The following is a 20546-nucleotide window of genomic DNA, read 5'->3' as shown; positions in this document are numbered from 1 at the left end:
AGGCCGCGGCTACCACCAGGGGTAGAAATTCACCGCGACGGTGGAGTTGTGCTGTTCGATGGCGGTGAAGGCCGAGCCGTTGACCTGCGCGGTGTTGTTCTGGTTGGACGCGCCGGATCCGGTGGCCACCTGCTGCGAGGTGGAGGAGTTGCCGTGGTTGTTGCCGCCCACGCCGCTGCCGATGATGCTGGCGACGCTCGCATTCGATCCGTCGTTCGCGAAGGAGCCGTTGTCGGCCGATGCCACCCCGCCGAAGAGGGCGACGGCGAGGGGGAGAGCGGCGACGGCGGCGATGACGCGGGCGGTACGGATGCTTGCCATGTCTGTATCCTCCAGAAAACCGAAGTGGGGTTTGCTCCAAGGCAGTTGGCCGACCGCCTCGGTCGTTCCGTGTGGTGACGACGTCGCGGAACCAGAGTTGCCCACCGAATCCCCGGCGAACCACCCCGGAGCCCTCGATTCCCCCGCAAGCATGACCAACATCGGATAAACCCCATTCGCGCCCCCGACGCCCCAGGTCAGGGGCTTGAGATCCGCTGAAACCCCCGCCGGGCAAGGGGCGAACCGATTCGCCAAACCGGCCGGCCCCGGACATGCCGAAAAGGGCCGCGCCGTCCGGGAACCCCACCGTCTCCCGGGCCTGCGGCCCTGCGCTGCCAAGCTTCACGCCCCCTGCACGCCCCCGGCGCTCGCCGGGGCCTTCCCACTGTGCCCCGCTCCGGGGCACCTTCTCGACGCGATCCGCGGTCGCGGCCTGCTCACACCGACCGACCGGGCTCCAGCGCCTGCGTGTGGTGCGTGCGCGTGCGCTGTTGTGTGCTGATCTGCTCTGCGTTGCTCTCGCGTACTGCTGCGTTTCTCCTGCGGTGCTCCTGCGGTGCTCCTGCGGTGCTCCTGCTTGCTGCCGCGTACCGGGGTGCGGGTACTGCCTCTGGTACACGTACTGCGTGCTGCTGTGACCTACGTACCGGGCGCCGCGCACTGGGCCCTACGGCTTGCACCTGCGCGCACTGCGTCCTGATGTCAGGGGTCCTGCGTCCTCGGTCCTGCGTGGTGCGTCCTGGGTCCTGCGTCCTGCGTCCTGCGTCCTGCGTCCTGCGTCCTGCGTCCTGCGTCCTGCTGTCAACGGATCCCGCGTCTGCGCGGTACGAGTGCTCCGTGCCGCGCACTACGCGGCGAGCGTCATATCCCGGCGAGCTGCTCCGACGCGGGCCGCTGCGGCGATCGTGGCGTTACGGACGCTGTCGTTCACTCCGGGCTCGGCATCGGCTCCGGAGCCGGCGGCCAGGGCGGTGGTGGAGCGGCGGACGGACGGGGTCTTGCCGTGGGCCTCGGCGCGGATGCGCTGCTTGATGGTGGGCGGGAGCGAACCACCGCGCATCATCGCCCTCCAGGTCCGCCGGGCCATGAAGGCCGGCCGGTTCGCCGCGGCGGCCGCGGGGGCGGCGGCGGGGGAGGAGGAGAGCGGGGCGGCGGCGGCCTGGGCGACCTTGGCGCCGAAGCCGAGGGAGGCGAGGAGGGCCACGAGGGCCGCGAGGACGGTGGTCCAGATCGACGTGATGGTGCTGCGGTGAGCCATGACGGGTCCCTCATTTCGCGATGTTCCGACGGGCGGATCTGAATACATTCGTCATGATGCGGGCGCAACCGGAACGCCTCCACGACGCGCGCCGATCTTCCGACAAACACCACTCAAAGGGGCTAATCGCATAATTCCCGCCCCTTGAATCCCCCGTCGGATCCCCCGTCGGATCCCCCGCCCATCCCCCTGCGGACTCTCCCGCGGACCCCTCCCGGACCCGGGCCGCACGCCCGCCCGACATCGCCATCTCCCCTTCCACACAAGGATGTTGACAACCACCCAGCCCACCACCATGCTCCATCGACGGCGCGGCGGATCTTCTTCTCATGGTCGGGGGACCAGGTTTCCATGCAGAACCGAGACGTACTGATATCCGGTGCAGGCATCGCGGGCACCGCGCTGGCCCACTGGCTGCGCCACCACGGTTTCCGGCCGACCGTGGTCGAGCGGGCCTCCTCCCTCCGGGAGGGCGGCTACAAGATCGACATCCGGGGTGCCGCGCTCGACGTGGTCTCCCGTGCCGGGGTCCTCGACACGGTGCGCGCCCAGCGGACCGACGTCCAGGGCGGCTCCATCGTCAACGCGGCGGGCAAGCGGGTGGCGACCCTTGACGGAGACACCTTCGGCGGCCGCGCGGGCCACGACGCGGAGATCCTGCGCGGCGACCTCAACCGGATCCTCTACGACCTCTCCGTCGAGGGGGCCGACGGAGTCGAGTACCTCTTCGGCGACTCCATCGCCTCCGCCACGGAGACCCCGGACGGCATCGAGGTGGTCTTCGACAGCGGTGCGCGCCGCGTCTTCGATCTGGTCGTCGGTGCCGACGGGCTGCACTCCCACACCCGGGCCCTCGTCTTCGGCCCGGAGGAGCGCTTCATCCGGGACCTCGGCTACTACGTCTCGATCTACAGCGTCCCCAACCACCTCGATCTCGATCGCTGGGAGCTGACCTACGTCTCCCCCCTGCGCACGGCCCTGACGTACAGCACGGCCAAGGACACGGGCGCGAAGGCGATGTTCCTCTTCGCATCGGAGCCGCTGGAGTACGACCGCCACGACGTCGCCCAGCAGAAGAAGCTGCTGGCGGAGGCCTACGCGGGCGAGTCCTGGGAGGTGCCCAGGCTCCTCGCGGCGCTGGACGGGGCCCCGGACTTCTACTTCGACTCCCTCAGCCAGGCCCACCTGGACCACTGGTCGAAGGGCCGCACCGCCCTGGTCGGCGACGCCGCGTACTGCGCCTCGCCCGCCTCCGGGCAGGGTACGAGCCTGGCCCTGGTGGGCGCCTACGTCCTGGCGGGCGAGCTCGCCGCGGCCGGAGGCGACCACACGGCCGGCTTCGCGGCGTACGAACGCGAGATGCGCCGCTTCGCGGAGGAGAACCAGAAGCTCGGCCCGTCGAACATCACGCACATGGTCATGCGGACCAAGCGCCAGATCTCGATCCAGCTGACCCTGCTCTCCCTCCTGGGCCGCCTTCCGGGCAAGGAGCGGATGATGAACAAGGTCATGGAGCCCATCCAGAAGGCCGCGAACTCCATCACGCTCAAGGACTACTGACCCGGCTGATCCGACTGGCCCCGCTGACCCCGCTGACCCCATGGCCGGTACACCAAGGTGCCCCCACTACGCTCGTGACCCGTATCGATGTGGGGGAGTTCAGGATGCACAGTGCCGTCGTCACAGCAGGTGGTGACCGGATCCGCTGGGTCGAACTGCCCGGGGGCGGACCCGTGCGGGTCTACCTGCACGGGCTGGGGTCCACCTCGCCCGCGTACTTCGCGGCGAGCGCCGTGCATCCGCTGCTCACCGGACGGCGGTCCCTGCTGATCGACCTGCTGGGGCACGGGCACAGCGACCGGCCCGAGGACTTCTCGTACACGCTGGAGGCGCACGCCGACGCTCTCGCCGCCGCGCTGGAGCAGACCGGTACCGGTCCCGCCGAACTCATCGCGCACAGCATGGGCGGCGCCGTCGCCATCGTGCTGGCCGACCGGCACCCCCACCTCGTCTCCCGGCTGGTGCTGATCGACGCCAACCTGGACCCGGCCCCGCCCAACCGCGCCGTCGCGGGCAGCAGCGGGCTCGCCGGCTACACCGAGCAGGAGTTCCTGGCCGGCGGCTGGACCGAGGTGCGCGACCGGGTCGGCGCCCACTGGTGGTCCACGATGCGGCTGGCGGGCCGCGTCGCCCTGCACCGCAGCGCCGTCCACCTGGCGGCGGGTACGACGCCGACGATGCGGGAACTGCTGTTGCGGCTGGAGATCCCGCGCAGCTTCCTGTTCCCGGCCGATGACGGCAGCCTTCCCGGGACCGAGGCCCTGGAGGCGGCCGGAGTGGCGGTCGTTCCCCTCCCGGACTGCGGGCACAACATCATGCTCGACAACCCCGAGGCCTTCGCCCGGGCCACCGCCGAGTCCCTGGCCAGGGACTGAACGGCCCGCGGCAGCAGCCTGACGGAAACAGGGCAAGCGGAGAGGGCGGGCACCCGGATCGGGTGCCCGCCCTCTGACCTGCTACTTCACTGAACTGGCGGTGGGTGTGGGATTTGAACCCACGGTGACTCGCGCCACGACGGTTTTCAAGACCGTTCCCTTAGGCCGCTCGGGCAACCCACCTGGCGGGTACAGAGTACCGGGCGGTGGGGGCGGGCGGCGCTGGGGATTCCCGGGGTCGGGGTGATCGTCCGGAGGTGCTCCGCGGTCAGGTGGTGAGCAGGACGCCCGCGTACGAGGCTCCGGCCACGACCACCCAGGCCGCGAGGCCCAGGAGGGCAGCCCGGCCGCCCGTACGGGCCAGGGTCGGCAGGTGGACCGCGCTCCCGAGGCCGAACAGGGCGGCGGCCAGCAGGAGTTCCTGAGCGGTGTGCGCCCCTTCCAGCGCCGCGTCGGGCAGTGTCCCGGTGGCGCGCAGTGCGGCCGCCGCGAGGAAGCCGGCCACGAACAGCGGTACGGGAGCCGGCCGGCGGCCCGAGGGCGTGCGCACTCCGCGCCGGCGGGCCCGTACCGAGAAGGCCACCGCCGCGACCAGCGGGGCCAGCAGGGCCACGCGCATCAGCTTGACGAGCACCGCTTCGCCGAGGGCGCCGGGGCCGGCCGTCTGGGCGGTCGCCACCACTTGGCCGACGTCGTGGACGCTCGCACCCACCCAGCGGCCGAACTCCGGGTCGGAGAGACCGAGGGGGGACTGGAGGAGCGGGAGCACGGCGATGGCGAGGGTTCCGCACAGGGTGACCAGGGCCACCGAGGAGGCCACGTCCTCCTCGTCGCTGCCCGACACCTGACTGACGGCCCCGATGGCCGAGGCCCCGCAGATCGAGTACCCGGTGGCGATCAGCAACGGCTGGTCCCCGGGGAGTCCGAGCCGCCGGCCGAGCCAGAGGGTGCCGAGGAAGGTGGCCGCCACCACCCCGGCCACCATCGCCACGGTGGCCCAGCCCAGCCCGAGCACCTCGTCCAGCCCCAGGGCCAGGCCCAGCAGGACGATGCCGATGCGCATCAGGCGACGCCCGGCCAGGGAGAGCCCCGGGCGCGCGGGGCCGCGTACGAAGCTCCGCAGGCCGGGGAGATGGGTCGCGGCGATACCGAGCACCACCGACACCGTCAGCATCGGCGCCCAGGGCGCCAGCCGGTGCACAGACCAGGCGACCAGGACTCCCGCCATCGCGAGGCCCAACCCGGGCCAGGGTGACGATGTTTCACGTGAAACATCGACCGGAACCGGTGATCCCGCCCCGCGCACCGGGCGGTTGAGGATGGCCATCAGTCGGTCGGCAGCGTGTAGACGCGGCGGACACTGCTGCCCAGGCGTATGACGTCCGCCCCGTAGACGTGCAGGGATATCGCCTTCGTACGACAGGAGTTGCGGACCTTGTGGATGTCGCCGGGCGGGGCGAACCCACAGACGTCACCGGGCCCGTTGACCACGTGCTCGGTCGCCACCAGACGGGCTCCGGTGGTGGCCGTGGCGGGGGCGAGGCGGTAGCGGAGTTCGCTCTCCTCGCCCTCGTGCACCCCGGCCACGCACCAGGAGACGTGATCGTGGATGGCGGTCTCCTGGCCCGGCAGCCAGACCAGGGCCACCACGGAGAAGCTCCCGTCCGGCTCCGCGTGCAGGACGTGCTGCCGGTAGCGGTCGGGGTGTCCCTCGCGCTGCCCGGCGGTGAGCAGACCGGGCCTTCCCAGGTGCGGGGCGAGGCGTTCGCCGACCAGGTAGGCGGTCAGGTCGGGGGCCAGCCCCCGGTCCACGACCGTACGGATCTCACTGACGAGGGCGGCCGTCCTCGCGGTCGTGCGGGCCGGCGTGGTGGTGGTCATAGGGGGAGCGTCGAGGAGCCCACCCATCACGTCCAACGACAGTTATGAGCTGAAATCCCAAGCCCGGCTTATGGGTTGGGGGAGGAGAGAAGGAGGGCGGGAAGCGGCGGTGGAGCGGTCAGCAGCCGACGCGGTTCGAGGCCGCCTGCTTCAGGGCCTCCAGCACCACCGCCGTCGCAGGGACGCGCAGATGGTCCCGGTACACGTGTGCGGCGATGTGGCGCCGGGCGGCCGGCTGCAGGGCCCGCCCGCACACCTTGCTCAGCGAGAGCGAGGGCAGCACCAGCGCGGGCATCATGGCCACGCCCAGGCCCTGTGCGACCAGGCTCTGGACCACCAGGTTGTCATCGGTGGCGAAGCGGATGTCGGGGACGAAGCCGAGTCCCGCGCATTCGTGCAGCAGGTTCGCCCGGCAGCGCGGGCAGCCGGCGATCCACCGCTCCCCGGAGAGGTCCGCGAGGTGCACGGCCCGCCGCCGGGCCAGCGGGTGTCCGGTCGGCAGTAGCACGGTCAGCTGGTCCTCCATGAGCCTGACCTCGGCGACCTCCTCCGGCACCTCCTCGTGCAGGCCGGGGTAGGTGAAGGCCAGGGTGATGTCGCAGTCGCCCCGCTCCAGCCTGCGCAGGGAGTCCGGGGGCTCCCCCTCCAGCAGCTCGACCTGGATGCCCGGATGCTCCTTGGCCAGGCTGCTGAGGGCTTCCGGGACCAGGGTGACGTTGGCGCTGGGGAAGCCGCACAGCCGGACGCGGCCGGTCCGCAGCCGGGCGTAGGCCTTCAGCTGGGCCTCGGCGGCGGAGAGGCTGCCGAGGATGGTCTCGGCGTGCCGGGCCATGGACTCCCCGGCTTCGGTGAGCTGCATGCGGCGTCCCACGCGGGTGAACAGCGGGGTGCCGACGGCGCGTTCGAGCGCCTTCATCTGCTGGGTGATCGCGGGCTGGGTGTACCCGAGGACCCGGGCGGCGGCCGAGTAGGACCCCGAGGCGACCACCTCGTGGAACGTCCGTATGTGCCGCGAATCGAACACGGTCGAAGCATAAGCGGACGTTGGGAGGGGCCGCAGGCACAATCGCGCCTACGGCCCCTCGCCATCAAGCCAGTTGGTACCGCGGCTACTTGTCGCCGACCCGCGAGCCGAGCGTGATGTCCACCGTGGTCGGCTTGCCGCCGCGCACGTAGGTCAGCTTCACCGTGTCGCCCGGCTTGTACGTCCAGATCTCACTGATCAGGGTCGGGCCGCTGTCGATCGGCTTGCCGCCGAACTCGGTGATGAGGTCGCCGGGCTTGAGACCCGCCTTGCCCGCCGGGCCGCTCGGGTCGACCAGCTCGTTGGCCGACGCGCCCGTCTCGGAGATCTTCGCGCCGTCGGCCTTGGCCGCGAGGTCCACGGAGACCGAGATCACCGGGTAGACCGGCTTGCCCGTCTTGATCAGCGATTCGGCGACGTTCTTCGCCTGGTTGACCGGGATGGCGAACCCGAGGCCGATGGAACCGGCCTGGCCGCCGCCGAAGCCGCTGTTGCCCGCCGACTGGATCGCGGAGTTGATGCCGATGACCGCACCCCGGCTGTCGAGCAGCGGACCGCCGGAGTTGCCCGGGTTGATCGAGGCGTCCGTCTGGAGGGCGCTCATGTACGAGTTCTTGCCGCTGGAGCCGTCACCCGAGGCGACCGGGCGGTTCTTGGCGCTGACGATTCCGGTGGTGACCGTGTTGGACAGGCCGAACGGAGCGCCGATCGCGATGGTCGAGTCGCCGACGGCGACCTTGTCCGAGTCGCCGAGGGGCAGCGGCTTGAGCCCGGACGGCGGGTTCTTCAGCTTGATGACGGCGACGTCGTACCCCTGGGCCCGGCCGACGACCTCGGCCTCGTACTTCTTGCCGTCCGAGAAGGTCGCGCTGAGCTTGCCGCCGTTGGCCGCGGAGGCGACCACGTGGTTGTTCGTGAGGATGTGGCCCTGCTGGTCGTAGACGAACCCGGTGCCGGTGCCGCCCTCGCCGTCGCCGGCCGAGGCCTCGATCGTGACGACGCTGGGCAGCGCGCCGGCGGCCAGGCCCGCGACGGAGCCGGGATCGCGCTTGAGGTCCTTGGGGGTGTTTCCGGCGCTGACCGTGGTCGAGCCGGAGCCGTTGGCGCTGCGGTCGGCGGCCCAGTAGCCGACACCGCCGCCGACGCCGCCCGCGATGAGGGCCGCGGCGAGCACGCCGGCGATCAGGCCGCCCTTGCCCTTCTTCTTGGGCTGCGGAGCGCCGTCGGTGGCCAGGGGCACGCCCCAGCCGCCACCGCCGTGGCCGTCACCGGCCCCGTACGCGGGAGCCGCGGGCGGCGGGGGCGGCCAGCCCTCGGCGCCCATCGCCTGCGGCGCCGGAGCGGGGGCCTGGGCGTAGGCCGGGGTGACCGGCGGGGCCGGGTTCTCGGCGTACGCGGGAGCAGGAGCCGGGTACGCGGCCGGGGGCTGGGCCGCCGGGGCCTGAGCCGGCTGGGGCTGGGCCGGCTGGGGCTGGGCCGCCGGAGTATGGGGGAGCTGCTGGGTCGGCTCGGCGCCGGGCGCGTGCGCCGACGGCAGCTGCTGCGTCAGCGGCTCCGCGGACGTCGGCGCGGCGGGGGCGGCAGACGTGGCCGGCGCGGCGTCGACGGGCGCGGCCACCGGGGGTACGGGCGGGGCCGCGGGGGGCGTCGGGGCCGCGGTGCCCTCGTTCTCGGTGCTCACAGCACTCTCTCCTCGTCACACACGGCTTCAGAAATACGGGCGATATCGGTCCGGCTGAACGTTCGACGTGCCGTACAAGTTCCTGACAAGTTCCAGGGCAAAGCCTTTCCCATGCCCCGTCAGAGCACTGTAAGCCGGACCTGTGAGTCTCCCCCATCCTTTATCTCCGACATTTCGGGCGCATCCCCAGAAGCGTCCACCGAGCGCTCCGCCACACCCTGCCCCCTCTCGGTGGCACCATGAGCCGGTGACCCACGCAATGCCGCGCCCCATCCAGGTCGTCGCCCACCGCGGCGCCTCGGAGGATGCCCCCGAACACACGCTGGCCGCCTACCGCAGGGCCATCGAGGACGGGGCCGATGCCCTCGAATGCGATGTCCGGCTCACGGCCGACGGCCACCTCGTCCTGGTCCACGACCGGCGGGTGAACCGTACGTCCAACGGCCGCGGCGCCGTCTCCGCGCTGGAGCTGTCCGATCTGGCCGCCCTGGATTTCGGCTCGTGGAAGGACCGCGAGGAGTCCCCCGACTGGGACTCGGACCCCGAGCGCACCTCCGTGCTCACCCTGGAGCGCCTGCTGGAGCTGGTCGCGGACGCCGGGCGGCCGGTGCAGCTGGCGATCGAGACGAAGCACCCGACCCGCTGGGCCGGACAGGTGGAGGAGCGCCTGCTCTTCCTCCTCAAGCGCTTCGCCCTGGACGCACCGCCCGCCGAGGGGCCGCACCCGATCCGGGTGATGAGCTTCTCCGCGCGCTCCCTGCACCGGATGCGGGCGGCCGCGCCGACGGTCCCGACCGTGTACCTGATGCAGTTCATCTCGCCCCGGATGCGGGACGGCCGGCTGCCGGCCGGCGTACGGATCGCCGGGCCCGGGATGCGGATCGTGCGCAACCACCCGGGCTTCATCCGCAAACTTCAGGCCGCGGGGCACTCCGTTCACGTATGGACCGTGAACGATCCGGAAGACGTTCAGCTCTGCGCTGATCTGGGTGTGGAAGCGATCATCACCAACAGACCGCGACAAGTTTTGTCACAGCTGGGCCGCTGACGTCCCGCTTTGCGCATACGCCTCATGCGAAACACCCGTTACGGGGTGTGCACCGGCGCATCCACTCCGCGTTCGTCGCCGCGAATGCGTCAGAGGGCGCCGGTCCGGCGGTTTCCGGTCCAGGCCATTGGGGCATCCAGACCATGCGTGGGGCTAAGGAGGTTCCGGGGGTGGCGTTGATGGTGGCACAAGAAGTGCCCACGTCGTCGTGCATGGACGTGTCCCATGGTCCTGCGGGCGTGGGCGAGGCGAGGCACCGGATGCGCGAGCAGTTGCGCATCAGCGGGGTGTCCGAATCGATCGTGGATGACGCCGTACTGATCCTTTCCGAACTGCTCAGCAATGCCTGCCGGCACGGCCGGCCGCTGGGCCTGCGGGAGATCGGCGACGGCGGGATCCACGCGTCGTGGCGCGTCGACAAGGCGGGGCGGCTGACGGTCGAGGTCACGGACGGCGGCGGACCCACCCGCCCCATCCCGGCCAAGCCCTCGGTCACCGCGCGGGGCGGGCGGGGGCTGAACATCATCAGCGCCCTGGCCCAGGACTGGGGTGTCCGGGACGGAGCGGCGGGTGAGGTCACCGTCTGGGCGACCGTTGCCTGTGGGCCCCGGCACGAGGATTTCGCTACGCGCGTCGCGCCCCCGGCGATCGATTTCAGTACGGTCTTCGAGGATCTGGATCCCTGATCCGACCGGTCCCCGACCGCGGGTGGACGGATCGCGGCCGTCCGGGAGCGCACGCCGACCGTGCTCCCGGCCGCACCCCACCGGTTGTGGCGGTACGAACGGCTAGGCTCGCGCCCAGACCGACGCCGTACCGCCGCAACCGGGAGACACCCACGATGGCCAAGAAGCGCCCCGCCGCGAAGTCCGCAAAGCCGCAGCTCAACAACGGGGAGATCCCGGTGGTGGGCGCTCGCGAGCCCTGCCCCTGCGGATCCGGGCGCCGTTACAAGGCCTGCCACGGCGCGGCCGCCGCGCACGCAGTGACCGAGCACGTGGCCCGCCCGTTCGAGGGCCTGCCCGGCGAGTGCGACTGGGTGGCGCTGCGCGAGCTCGTCCCCGCCGCCACCGTGCCGCTCACCCTCAAGGGCGGACTGCCCGAGGGCGTCCCCTCCGTCACGCTGGTGACCGTACTCCCGCTGGCCTCGCCGGCGCTGCGCCGCGAGGACGGCTCCGTCCTGCTCGGCCTGCAGAACGACTCGACCTCCGGCGACCTCGCCCGGGACATGGCCGACACCCTGGAGCGCGCGCTCGTGGCCGAGCCCGGCACCGTCGTGACGGCCCGCCGGGTTCCGGCCGAGGGTCCGCGACTTCAGGATCTCCTGTCCGCGGACGGCGGTTTCGAGCCGGTTGTCCACAGCGGCTTCGAATTCTGGATTCCGGAAGCCGAGGGCGCCCAGAACGCCTCCCCGGAGGTCGCTGCCTCCCTGGAGCGCGCCAACGCGGCCGCCATCCCGACCGTCAAGCTGACCGGCGTGGACGCCGCCTACTGGTGCGAGACCCCGGACAAGAACCACCTGCGCTGGGTCATGCCGCACCCCGAGGAGAAGCTGCTCGACGCGCTCGCGCGGCTGTCCGCCGCGGGCACGTCCTCGCTCGGCGAGGGCACCAAGCTCGTCGGTTCCTTCCGCGCCCACGGCCTGATGGTTCCCGTCTGGGACCTGCCGACCGGGGTCTCGGCCGAGGACGTGGAGAAGCCCGCCGCCGAGCTCGCGGAGCGCCTCGCCGCGGCCCTCGCCACGGACGCGCCGCTGACCGCGGAGGAGCGCCGGGCCCGCGGCGGCCTCACCAACCGCCAGGTCACCCTGAGCTGACCGGCGCTCCCCCGAGGGAGCGCGAGGGGGAGCACGAGAGGGTCACCGGTGACCTGTCACCGGTGATCGGAGTCACAACTCCCGCTAATCGCCTGCAAATCGGTGTCCGAATATCAGAGATCGAATTTGCGAACAGGCGATCTCTTGTTACCGTTCTTGTAGCCCGGTCGCTGGTGCATCCCCCGTCGCCAGCGACCGGGCCCTTGATTTTCCGGTGACGCTCAACCGTCGCCCGGTACCGGTGAGTTGCTCCCGGACCGCAGGAGCAGGGCCCCTTCATCATCCGGAACTGCAAATTCCGCTACGGCCGAGTAATCGGCCGGGACCCCGGCGGACTCCTCCCTCGGCGTCTCGCACATCCCCGGCTCGTCGCCCGCACCGACCCCGCAGCGGATCTGCACCGTGCGCCCCGCCGGACCCATCACCGTGAGCACCGCGTCGAGCGCGCGCCCGCTGGTGTTCCGGTAGTAACTGCGCCCCCACGTCCGGCCCTCGCCCGACAGGACGCAGGTCTGCGCCTCCACCCCCTGCGGGGAGGACAGTTCGGGGCCGCAGCGGGCGTCCGTACGCGGCTGCTCGGCCGGACCCGGACGGGCCGGCGCCGCCGCGGAGTCCTGCGTACGGGACCGGCCCGGGGCGGAACTCGCGCCTAGGCCGCCCGAATCGGCGGAACCGGATGCGCGCCCGAGGCCGAGGGTGGAGAGCAGGCCGCCACCCTTTCCGTCGCTCTGACCGGCGAAATCCGGCCCGGCGATCGCTCCCGCCAGCGGGAGCGACAAGATGATCAGCACACCGGCGCCGATACCGATCAGGCGGAGATTCATTCGCCGAAGATAGCGACGCGGGAATGGGGCACGGAGATCCCCGCGCCCAATTCCCTTGGAAACCCGTCTCGCTGACACCCGTACGAGTGATCCGTCCGTACGCGAGCCGGCTTCCGCGAGTGATCCGTCAGTACGCGAGCCGGCTCCCGCCGCCCGACGCCCCGCTGCTCTCCTCCACCAGCGCGTCCACGACCGCCTCCACCTCGGGCAGCCAGATCTCCCCGGACCGCTCCGGCTCGCGCTCCCACCGCACCTGGCCGCCGCCGATCGCGGCGGAGGGCGGGAGGAGCAAGTAGCCGCCCTCGCCGTGGAAACGCAGCGAGGAGGGCACGTGGTCCTTGGCGTAGAGGATCTCGCCGAGCCGCTCCAGCGAGTACGGCGCCACGAGCAGCGACCACCGCGTGGGCGTGGCCACGACCGGCCCCAGCCGCATCCCCTCGGCGTCCAGCCGTACGACGGCACGCGCGGCGGCCGCCGCGGGCAGGCTCACCGCGCAGGGTGCGCTCCCGCCGGTGGCCAGCAGGATCGGGGCGCCCGCCCGCTTGGCCCACCACCAGGCCACCATCCGGGGGTCGGTGGTGGCCGCGAGCAGCCCGGGGTCGAAGGGGTGCGCGCCGGGTACGACGCAGTCGGGATCGGGGCAGGCGCACCGGTCGCTGTCGGCGCCGGAGCATCCGACGCCCGGCAGCACGGGCCAGTGCCAGGTCTCGGCGCAGGTCAGCGCCGCGTCGAGAAGGGCCGGCGCATCACCCTGCGGCGGGGCGGGGCGCAGGGATTGCAAGCGATTGCGGAGCCGCTGGAGACGCCTTCCGAGGATCTCGCGCATGAGCGCTCGTTCCTTTCCGTTGAACGCCGAGGGCCACATCACACCATGTAAGCGGTGGTTCACCACACGTACACGTTTCGCGTCACTGTCCGCTTGAAGCAGGTTCACACGGTTCGTGCAGTTTTCTTACGGGTCCATGAAACGTCCGTCGGGGGCGGTGCGCGACCCGGGACCGTACGGGGGACGGCTGCCGTCGATGGGGACGACGGGCCGTGCCCGGCGGTTCCCGGCGGGCACCGGTCTGCGCCAACTCTCCCCGGGTGCAACGGATTACGTACCCGGACCGGCCGACTGACTCGCCCAGTCGACCGCAAAAACCGTCCGCTTCCCGCTTTTTCCGGCCAAGTTCTAGCCCCGGCCGAACCGTGAGTTGCCGCCCCACGGACACCAGTATTCCCACCTGGGCAATGCTGGACATCGCTCCTCGTGTGCGTGTAGATGTGGATTCATTGATAGCGGCGCAGCATGATCTGGGGGTTTGCGATGCTATATGGCGAATCGCACCAGCTGGAAAGGCGGACGCCATGAGCGCCCCGCATCTGCCGAAAGTGGCTGGAATCGATCCAGCTGTCACAGCGTCCCCGCACACTGTGGCGCCCACACCGGCGCCCACGGCCGTGTCCACCTCGACGAGCCCGCGACCGGCCCACACGCCGGCTCAGGGACCCGCCGCGAGCTCGGTCATTCAGGACCGTCTCGCCGGCATGGTCTCGGACCTCACCACCCTCCACGAGCTGACCGAGCGGCTCGCCCGCGCCGGTGACCTCACCTCCTCCCTCCAGGAGTTCCTGCGGGCGGGTGCCGCCCTCGTCGGCGCCCGGCGCGGTCTGATCGTCCTGGAGCCCTCCGACGGACTCGGCCCCACCAGCACGATCGGCCTCGGCCTCGGCCACGCCGACCTCGGCCACATCGAGACGGTGCCGCGCAGCGCCACCTCCTACGGCCGCATCCTCGACGGTCTGCCCGACGCCCACGGCGGCTCGGAGGTCCTGCCGGAGCCCGGTACGAACCCCGGCGCCGGCGCCGGCGGGTACGCCACCCCCGTCGACCCCCGTCACCGCGAGGTCGCCGCCCGCCTCGGCTACGCCGCCAGCTACGCGCTGCCGCTGACCGCCGAAGCCACCGGCCGGCTCGGCGCGGCCGTCTGGCTCTACGACGAGCAGGCCGAGCCCAACGACCGCCAGCGCGACCTGGCCGGGCTGTACGTCCGGCACGCGGCCGAGCACCTGGCCCGGATGCTGGAGGTGGAGCGCGCCCGGGCCGGCCTCGCCACCGTCGCCGAGGAACTGCTGCCCAGCCGGCTCCCCCGGATCTCCGGGGTCCAGCTCGCCGCCCGGCACCACACCGGCCCGCACGGCGGAGGCGACTGGTACGACGCGCTGCCGCTGCCGGAGGGCGCCCTCGGCCTGGCCGTGGGCTCCGTCACCGGCTCCGGGCCGAGCGCCGTCGCCGCGATGGGCCGGCTGCGCGCCTCGCTGCGGGCGTACGCCGTCATGGAGGGCGAGGACCCCGTCGCCGTCCTCTCCGACCTGGAGCTGCTGCTGCGCCTGACCGAGCCCGCGCGCTCGGCGACCGCGCTCTTCGCCTACTGCGAGCCCGCCGGCGGCCCGAACGGGAACGGCCGGGGCAGGAAGCTCGTCCTGGCCGGGGCCGGGCACGCCCCGCCCCTGCTGATCGGCGAGCGGCGCACCGAGTACGTGGAGACCACCCTCTCCGCGCCGCTCGGGATGCTGTCCTGCTGGGAGGCACCGAGCGTGGAGATCGAGCCCGCGCCCGGAGAAACGGTGCTGCTCTACACGGACGGGCTGCTCCGGCGCACCGGCGACCCGATGGACCGGGCGTACGCGCGGCTGCACGCCGCCGCCGCCGGGATCCCGCGCAGCGCCCGCGAGGACCCGGGCGCCATCTGCGACCACATCCTGCGCACGGTGCTGCCGGACGGCGAGGGGGACGGCCCGGCCGCCCCGGCGGACGCCCCCGAGGACATCGTGCTGCTCGCGGCGCGGTTCGAGTGACGAGAACACCCAGAACCCCGGGGACGCCGGGGACGCCAAGGTCGTGAGGGCAGGGCGGGGCGTGTGGCCCTGGTTTGGTGGATTTGTCACACGACCCGCCGGGGGGCGTCCGCTCGCACATACGATGGATGAGGTCCATACCCGGTCCGTGTCCGCCGTACTGAGGAGAAGACGTGGCTGACGAGCTCACCCCGGAGACCCCGGAAGAAGAGCAGCCCAAGAAGAAGCACAAGCAGCGCAAGAACGGGCTGTACCCGGGTGTCAGCGAGGAGCTCGCCGCGAGCATGCGCACGGGCTGGGCCGACACCGAGCTGCGCGGGCTGGAGCCGATCGCCCAGGCCGCGCACACCGCCGCCCGCCGCTCCGCACTGTCCCGGCGCTTCCCCGGTGAGCGCCTCGTCGTCCCCGCCGGGCGGCTGAAGACGCGCTCGAACGACACCGAGTACCCCTTCCGCGCCTCGACCGAGTACGCGTACCTCACCGGCGACCAGACCGAGAACGGCGTCCTGGTCCTGGAGCCCACGGGGGAGACCGGCCACCACGCCACCGTCTACCTGCTGCCCCGCTCCGACCGCGAGAACGGCGAGTTCTGGCTGTCCGGCAGCGGCGAGCTGTGGGTCGGCCGGCGCCACTCCCTCACGGAGGCCGAGCAGCTCCTGGGCATCCCGGCCAAGGACGTGCGCAAGCTCGCCGAGGAGCTGGCCGAGGCCGAGGGCCCGGTCCGCGCCGTCCGCGGCCACGACTCCGTCATCGAGACCGCCCTGACCGACAAGGTCACCAAGGAGCGGGACGAGGAGCTGCGCGTCTACCTCTCCGAGGCCCGCGCCGTGAAGGACGCCTTCGAGATCGGCGAGCTGCAGAAGGCCGTCGACTCCACCGTCCGCGGCTTCGAGGACGTCGTGAAGGTGCTCGACAAGGCCGAGGCCACCTCCGAGCGCTACATCGAGGGCACCTTCTTCCTGCGCGCCCGCGTCGAGGGCAACGACGTCGGCTACGGGTCCATCTGCGCCGCCGGCCCGCACGCCTGCACCCTGCACTGGGTCCGCAACGACGGTGACGTCCGCTCCGGCGACCTGCTGCTGCTCGACGCCGGTGTGGAGACCCACTCCCTCTACACGGCCGACGTCACGCGCACGCTGCCGATCAGCGGCACGTACACCGACATCCAGCGCAAGATCTACGACGCGGTGTACGCCTCCCAGGAAGCCGGCATCGCCGCCGTCAAGCCGGGTGCGAAGTTCCGCGACTTCCACGACGCCTCGCAGCACGTGCTCGCCGAGAAGCTCGTCGAGTGGGGCCTGCTGGAGGGTCCGGTCGAGCGCGTCCTGGAGCTCGGTCTGCAGCGCCGCTGGACCCTGCACGGCACCGGTCACATGCTCGGCATGGACGTCCACGACTGCGCCGCCGCGCGCACCGAGGCGTACGTCGACGGCACGCTGGAGCCCGGGATGTGCCTGACGGTCGAGCCCGGTCTGTACTTCCAGGCCGACGACCTGACCGTGCCCGAGGAGTACCGCGGCATCGGCGTCCGGATCGAGGACGACATCCTCGTCACCGAGGACGGCAACCGGAACCTGTCGGCCGGGCTGCCCCGCACCTCGGACGAGGTCGAGGCCTGGATGGCGCGGCTCAAGGGCTGACGCCACCGACGCCACCGCTCGTACGCGCCGATGGGCGGGACCCTGCACGGGTCCCGCCCATCGGCGCGTCCACGGCGTGCCATCGGCGCGTCCACGGCGTGTTCGGCTACGACTCGTTCGGCTACGACACCTTCAGCAGGGAGTCGTCCCGCCACTTCAGCATCTTGTCGAAGCTGACGACGGCGCCCCGGCCCGGCCGGTTGCGGAAGCGGACGTGGTCGGCGAGCTCCTCGATCAGGTGCAGGCCCCGGCCGTGCTCGGCCAGGGAGGGTCTGCGCCGGGCCACCGTCGCGGCCGGGAACCCCGGCCCCGAGTCGCTCACCTCGATGCGGCAGCGGTCCCCGTCGAGATAGGCCGTGACGTGGTACGCCCCGGTCCCGTCGGGGGACCCTGCGCCCGGGGCCGTTCCGTCGGCGGGGCCGGAGCGCGGGACGGCTTCGCGGCCTCCGTGCTCCACGGCGTTCGCGCACGCCTCGCTCAGCGCCACCGACAGGTCGAAGGAGATGTCCGGGTCGACCCCCGCCGTCTCCATCGTCCCCAACAGCAGTCGCCTCGCCAGGGGCACACTCGCTGCTTCGCGCCTCAAGTGGAGAGACCACCAGATGCTCATACGGTTACCTATTGCCGCCAAGGGCCAGGGCTAAGCCCCCGAGGGCCGACGGAGCCCTCGTTCGGCCGATGCGACGCTCCCGGGCGGCGGTGTATGCGGGTGCGGGCCGCCGGGTCCGCGCCGCGGCCGGGGGAGTGGCCGGGGCCGCCCGGCCGGAGGCACGCCGGACTTCCGTGCGCGGGATTGCAAAGCTGCTGTCGCACCTGCCGTATGCGCCGCCTAAGGCCAGTGCGATGATGGCCCGGCCATGACTGCCCCCCACGCGACGCAGGCCGGACCCGGCCTCAGGCTGATCCGGGCCGCGGTGTTCACCGCGGTCTGTGTCGTGCTGTCCGCGGCCGGGCACGCACTGGCCTCCTGCGCGACGGTGCCCTGGTGGTCCCTCTGCGCCGGCTTCCTCGCCGTCTTCGCGGGTGCGGCCGCCCTCGCCGGGCGCCGCCGCTCGCTGCCCGGCATCGCCGCCGCGCTGGCGGGCGGACAGCTCGCACTGCACACGCTGTTCGGCCTCGGCCAGCACAACGCCACGCCGGGCGGCGGCACCTCCCCGGACACCTCGCTCGCGGCCCTGGCCGCGCAGCTGGTGTGCGGGGGCAACTCCGTCCCGATCCACCCGGCGGACGCCCGGCGGATCGTGGAGAGCGCCGGGCTCGCCCCGGACGCCATGGCCGCACAGGGGCACATGGCCCACGCCCACATGGGGCAGGGCCTGGCGGAACCGGCCGGCGCACTGGTGGGGCTGCTCAGCCCGGCCATGCTGATCGGGCACCTGCTGGCCGCACTCGCCGCCGGCTGGCTGCTCGGACGCGGCGACGCCGCGCTGTTCCGTCTCCTCGAACTGTCCAGGCTCTCCGCCGGAGCCGGGCCGGTGCGTCCGCTGCGCGCCGCGCTGGCCTACGTACGAGCCCTCGGTGCGGGCCTTCAGGACCGGCCCGCCCGTACCCCCCGGGCAGCGGGCACCGGGACCGGACCCGTGTCGTCCACGGGCCGGGACGCACTCCAGCACACGGTGATCAGGCGCGGGCCGCCGGCGGCATTCGCCCTCGCAGCCTGAAGCGGCACCCTCCTCCCCGGGACTCACGACGGGAGCACCGGTGCCGCGAACTCCGTGCGCGCCGCGCGCGGAGCCACCGTCACCACAGCTTCCGTGGAGTGTTTCTGCCGTGAAGACCTCTCGCGTCTCCTTCGCCGCCGCCCTCGCCGCCGGTTCCGTCCTCCTCCTCTCCGGTACCGCCTTCGCCCACGTCGGCGTGCAGCCCATCGGGGAAGCCGCCAAGGGCGGTTACGCGACCCTCAACTTCAAGGTCCCCAACGAGCGCGACAACGCCGCGACCACGCAGCTCGAAGTCAACTTCCCCGTGGACCAGCCGCTCACGTCCGTCATGCCGCAGGACATCCCCGGCTGGACCTCCACCGTCGAGAAGACCAAGCTCGACAAGCCGCTCACCGTGCACGGCAAGCAGGTCAACGAGGTCGTCACCAAGGTGACCTGGACCGGCGGCAAGATCGAGACCGGCAAGTTCCAGCAGTTCCCGGTCTCCGTCGGCAAGCTCCCCGAGAACGCCGACCAGATGGTCTTCAAGGCGATCCAGACCTACGACAACGGCGAGGTCGTCCGCTGGATCGAGGAGTCCAAGGAAGGCGCCGCCGAACCGCAGAACCCGGCCCCCGTCCTGAAGCTGACCGCCGCCGCCGCGGGTGACCACCACGACGACGACGCCAAGAAGCCGGCGGACGAGGCGAAGAACTCCGAGGCCGACCACAAGGACGGCCACGAGGAAGCCGCGGCCAAGAGCGGCTCCGACACCACCGCGCGGGCCCTCGGCATCGCCGGCATCGTCATCGGGCTCGGCGGCGTGGCCTTCGGTGTCGCCTCGCGCCGCCGCACTTCCTGACCGCCCGGCATCCCGAACCGGGGATCCGCGCAGCCGGCCGGCCGTCCGGGCCGGCCGGGCTCGCGGATCCACCCGTACCACCCCCGATCTCAGGGACTTTCCCATGCGCACCACACGTGTGACGCTCGCCGCCCTCGTGGCGGCGGCCGCCCTCACCCTCACCGCCTGCGGTGGTGAACCGGCCAAGAACGGCCAGGTCACCCAGATCAGCGAGAGCCAGGCGAAAGCCGGGTCCGCCACCGTGCTCGACCGCCCCTTCGACAAGCCGGACGTCGTCCTCACGGACACGACCGGCAAGCCGTTCAACCTGCGCGAGCAGACCAAGGGCAAGCCGACGCTCATCTACTTCGGCTACACCCACTGCCCCGACGTGTGCCCCCTGACGATGAGCAACATCGCCGTCGCCAAGAAGGCACTTCCCAAGGCCGACCAGGACAAGCTCCAGGTCGTCTTCATCACCACCGACCCGGAGCGGGACACTCCCGAGTCCCTCGGCACGTGGCTCAAGGGCCTGGACCCGGCCTTCACCGGGCTCACCGGGGACTTCGCCACCATCCAGGCCGCCGCACGCACGCTCGGCATCGGTATCGAGGCAGCCAAGAAGGACGCCTCCGGCAACGTCGTCTCCATGCACGGCGCCCAGGTCATCGCCTTCTCGCCCAAGACCGACGAGGGGTACCTCCTCTACGGCGAGAGCACCACCGTCGATGACTACACCAAGGACCTGCCGAAGGTCGTCAAGGGAGAGAACCCGTGAACACCCGCACCACCCGCACCCTCGCAGCCGCCCTCTCCCTGACGGCCGCGCTCGCCATATCCGGCTGCTCCTCGGACTCCGACTCCGCGTCCGCTTCGGGCGGCGCCCCGAAGCTGACGGTCAGCGGCGGTTACATGCCGGAGCCCGTGAACAACGAGATGGCCGGCGCTTTCATGGTCATCAAGAACGATTCCAAGACGGCCGACAAGCTGACCGGTGCCACGAGCCCGCTCTCCGACGATCTCCAGGTCCACGAGACCAAGGACCAGAAGATGCAGCAGGTTCAGTCCATGGACGTGCCCGCGAACGGCGAGCTGAAGCTGGCGCGCGGCGGCAGCCACATCATGTTCATGGGGCTCAAGAACACCCCCAAGGTCGGCGACAAGGTCACCGTCGAACTGCGCTTCGAGAAGTCCGGCCCGGTCAAGGTCGAGCTGGACGTCAAGGAGCGGACGTACAAGGCTCCGACATCCTCCACCGATGGCAACGCCCACTGACGGACCGAGGGACTGACACGC

19 protein-coding genes, 1 tRNA gene and 1 pseudogene are annotated in these 20546 nt (G+C 71.8%); 11 read left to right on the top strand and 10 right to left on the bottom strand.

Going from position 1 to position 20546, the window contains the following annotated elements:
• Positions 1-9 precede the first annotated feature (9 nt).
• Both ACWCP2_RS02760 and ACWCP2_RS02755 read right to left on the bottom strand, forming a co-directional pair.
• Complete coding sequence (locus ACWCP2_RS02760) at positions 10-321, bottom strand: hypothetical protein (RefSeq protein WP_250738547.1); 312 nt, start codon at positions 319-321, stop codon at positions 10-12.
• Positions 322-1168: 847 nt separating this feature from the next.
• Positions 1169-1579 (bottom strand): DUF6344 domain-containing protein, encoded by a 411-nt coding sequence (locus ACWCP2_RS02755; RefSeq protein WP_450906782.1) that lies wholly within the window; start codon positions 1577-1579, stop codon positions 1169-1171.
• Positions 1580-1930: 351 nt separating this feature from the next.
• Here ACWCP2_RS02755 and ACWCP2_RS02750 point away from each other — a divergent pair, with 351 nt between their 5' ends.
• Entirely contained in the window at positions 1931-3139 is a 1209-nt protein-coding gene (locus ACWCP2_RS02750; protein ID WP_450906781.1) for an FAD-dependent monooxygenase, read from the top strand.
• Between the two features lie 104 nt (positions 3140-3243).
• Complete coding sequence (locus ACWCP2_RS02745) at positions 3244-4014, top strand: alpha/beta fold hydrolase (protein ID WP_450906931.1); 771 nt, start codon at positions 3244-3246, stop codon at positions 4012-4014.
• A 95-nt stretch (positions 4015-4109) separates the two neighbouring features.
• Here the strand turns inward: ACWCP2_RS02745 and ACWCP2_RS02740 are convergent.
• From ACWCP2_RS02740 to ACWCP2_RS02720, 5 genes are all read right to left on the bottom strand, one after another.
• Positions 4110-4197 (bottom strand) — tRNA-Ser (locus ACWCP2_RS02740).
• A gap of 85 nt (positions 4198-4282) precedes the next feature.
• Positions 4283-5341 carry a YeiH family protein gene (locus ACWCP2_RS02735; RefSeq protein ID WP_450906780.1) on the bottom strand — a complete coding sequence of 353 codons (1059 nt, stop codon included), beginning with the start codon at positions 5339-5341 and terminating at the stop codon, positions 4283-4285.
• On the bottom strand, positions 5341-5895 hold the full coding sequence (locus ACWCP2_RS02730) for a cysteine dioxygenase (protein ID WP_450906779.1): 555 nt from the start codon (positions 5893-5895) through the stop codon (positions 5341-5343). Before ACWCP2_RS02730 ends, ACWCP2_RS02735 begins: the two co-directional genes overlap by 1 nt.
• A gap of 118 nt (positions 5896-6013) precedes the next feature.
• Positions 6014-6919, bottom strand: a complete 906-nt coding sequence (locus tag ACWCP2_RS02725) for a LysR substrate-binding domain-containing protein (RefSeq protein WP_450906778.1) — start codon at positions 6917-6919, stop codon at positions 6014-6016.
• Between the two features lie 85 nt (positions 6920-7004).
• Positions 7005-8600, bottom strand: a complete 1596-nt coding sequence (locus ACWCP2_RS02720) for a S1C family serine protease (protein WP_450906777.1) — start codon at positions 8598-8600, stop codon at positions 7005-7007.
• 259 nt (positions 8601-8859) lie between these two features.
• Here ACWCP2_RS02720 and ACWCP2_RS02715 point away from each other — a divergent pair, with 259 nt between their 5' ends.
• The 3 genes and pseudogenes from ACWCP2_RS02715 to ACWCP2_RS02705 all read left to right on the top strand — a co-directional run bounded on the left by ACWCP2_RS02715 (position 8860) and on the right by ACWCP2_RS02705 (position 11464).
• Positions 8860-9648 carry a glycerophosphodiester phosphodiesterase gene (locus ACWCP2_RS02715; protein ID WP_450906930.1) on the top strand — a complete coding sequence of 263 codons (789 nt, stop codon included), beginning with the start codon at positions 8860-8862 and terminating at the stop codon, positions 9646-9648.
• Between the two features lie 84 nt (positions 9649-9732).
• Positions 9733-10334 (top strand): annotated as a pseudogene (locus tag ACWCP2_RS02710) (ATP-binding protein).
• Positions 10335-10489: 155 nt separating this feature from the next.
• Positions 10490-11464, top strand: coding sequence for a DUF5926 family protein (locus ACWCP2_RS02705; protein WP_450906776.1), 975 nt, complete (start codon positions 10490-10492; stop codon positions 11462-11464).
• Between the two features lie 221 nt (positions 11465-11685).
• On the opposite strand, the gene ACWCP2_RS02700 is transcribed toward ACWCP2_RS02705, so the two are convergent.
• Together ACWCP2_RS02700 and ACWCP2_RS02695 are read right to left on the bottom strand one after the other, a co-directional pair.
• Complete coding sequence (locus ACWCP2_RS02700; protein WP_450906775.1) at positions 11686-12288, bottom strand: hypothetical protein; 603 nt, start codon at positions 12286-12288, stop codon at positions 11686-11688.
• A gap of 127 nt (positions 12289-12415) precedes the next feature.
• On the bottom strand, positions 12416-13114 hold the full coding sequence (locus tag ACWCP2_RS02695; protein WP_450906774.1) for a bifunctional DNA primase/polymerase: 699 nt from the start codon (positions 13112-13114) through the stop codon (positions 12416-12418).
• Positions 13115-13521: 407 nt separating this feature from the next.
• Between ACWCP2_RS02695 and ACWCP2_RS02690 the strand changes: the two genes are divergently transcribed.
• Together ACWCP2_RS02690 and ACWCP2_RS02685 are read left to right on the top strand one after the other, a co-directional pair.
• On the top strand, positions 13522-15129 hold the full coding sequence (locus ACWCP2_RS02690; protein ID WP_450906773.1) for a PP2C family protein-serine/threonine phosphatase: 1608 nt from the start codon (positions 13522-13524) through the stop codon (positions 15127-15129).
• A 173-nt stretch (positions 15130-15302) separates the two neighbouring features.
• Positions 15303-16769: an aminopeptidase P family protein gene (locus ACWCP2_RS02685; RefSeq protein ID WP_450906772.1), complete on the top strand. Its 1467-nt coding sequence runs from the start codon at positions 15303-15305 to the stop codon at positions 16767-16769.
• A gap of 121 nt (positions 16770-16890) precedes the next feature.
• Here ACWCP2_RS02685 and ACWCP2_RS02680 read toward each other — a convergent pair whose 3' ends face one another.
• Positions 16891-17379 (bottom strand): ATP-binding protein, encoded by a 489-nt coding sequence (locus ACWCP2_RS02680; RefSeq protein ID WP_450906771.1) that lies wholly within the window; start codon positions 17377-17379, stop codon positions 16891-16893.
• A 247-nt stretch (positions 17380-17626) separates the two neighbouring features.
• On the opposite strand from ACWCP2_RS02680, the gene ACWCP2_RS02675 reads away from it, so the two are divergent.
• The 4 genes from ACWCP2_RS02675 (at position 17627) to ACWCP2_RS02660 (ending at position 20525) form a co-directional block, all read left to right on the top strand.
• A complete protein-coding gene (locus ACWCP2_RS02675) occupies positions 17627-18430 on the top strand; it encodes a hypothetical protein (protein ID WP_450906770.1) in 804 nt (267 codons plus the stop codon).
• Between the two features lie 109 nt (positions 18431-18539).
• Complete coding sequence (locus ACWCP2_RS02670; protein WP_450906769.1) at positions 18540-19271, top strand: YcnI family copper-binding membrane protein; 732 nt, start codon at positions 18540-18542, stop codon at positions 19269-19271.
• 103 nt (positions 19272-19374) lie between these two features.
• Complete coding sequence (locus ACWCP2_RS02665) at positions 19375-20028, top strand: SCO family protein (protein ID WP_450906768.1); 654 nt, start codon at positions 19375-19377, stop codon at positions 20026-20028.
• Positions 20025-20525: a copper chaperone PCu(A)C gene (locus tag ACWCP2_RS02660; protein ID WP_450906767.1), complete on the top strand. Its 501-nt coding sequence runs from the start codon at positions 20025-20027 to the stop codon at positions 20523-20525. Before ACWCP2_RS02665 ends, ACWCP2_RS02660 begins: the two co-directional genes overlap by 4 nt.
• The last annotated feature ends 21 nt before the right edge of the window (positions 20526-20546 follow it).

It is taken from the genome of Streptomyces sp. NPDC002104, assembly GCF_053593795.1.
The sequence above is the reverse complement of the archived record's forward strand: the minus strand, read 5'-3'. Positions and strand labels throughout refer to the sequence as shown.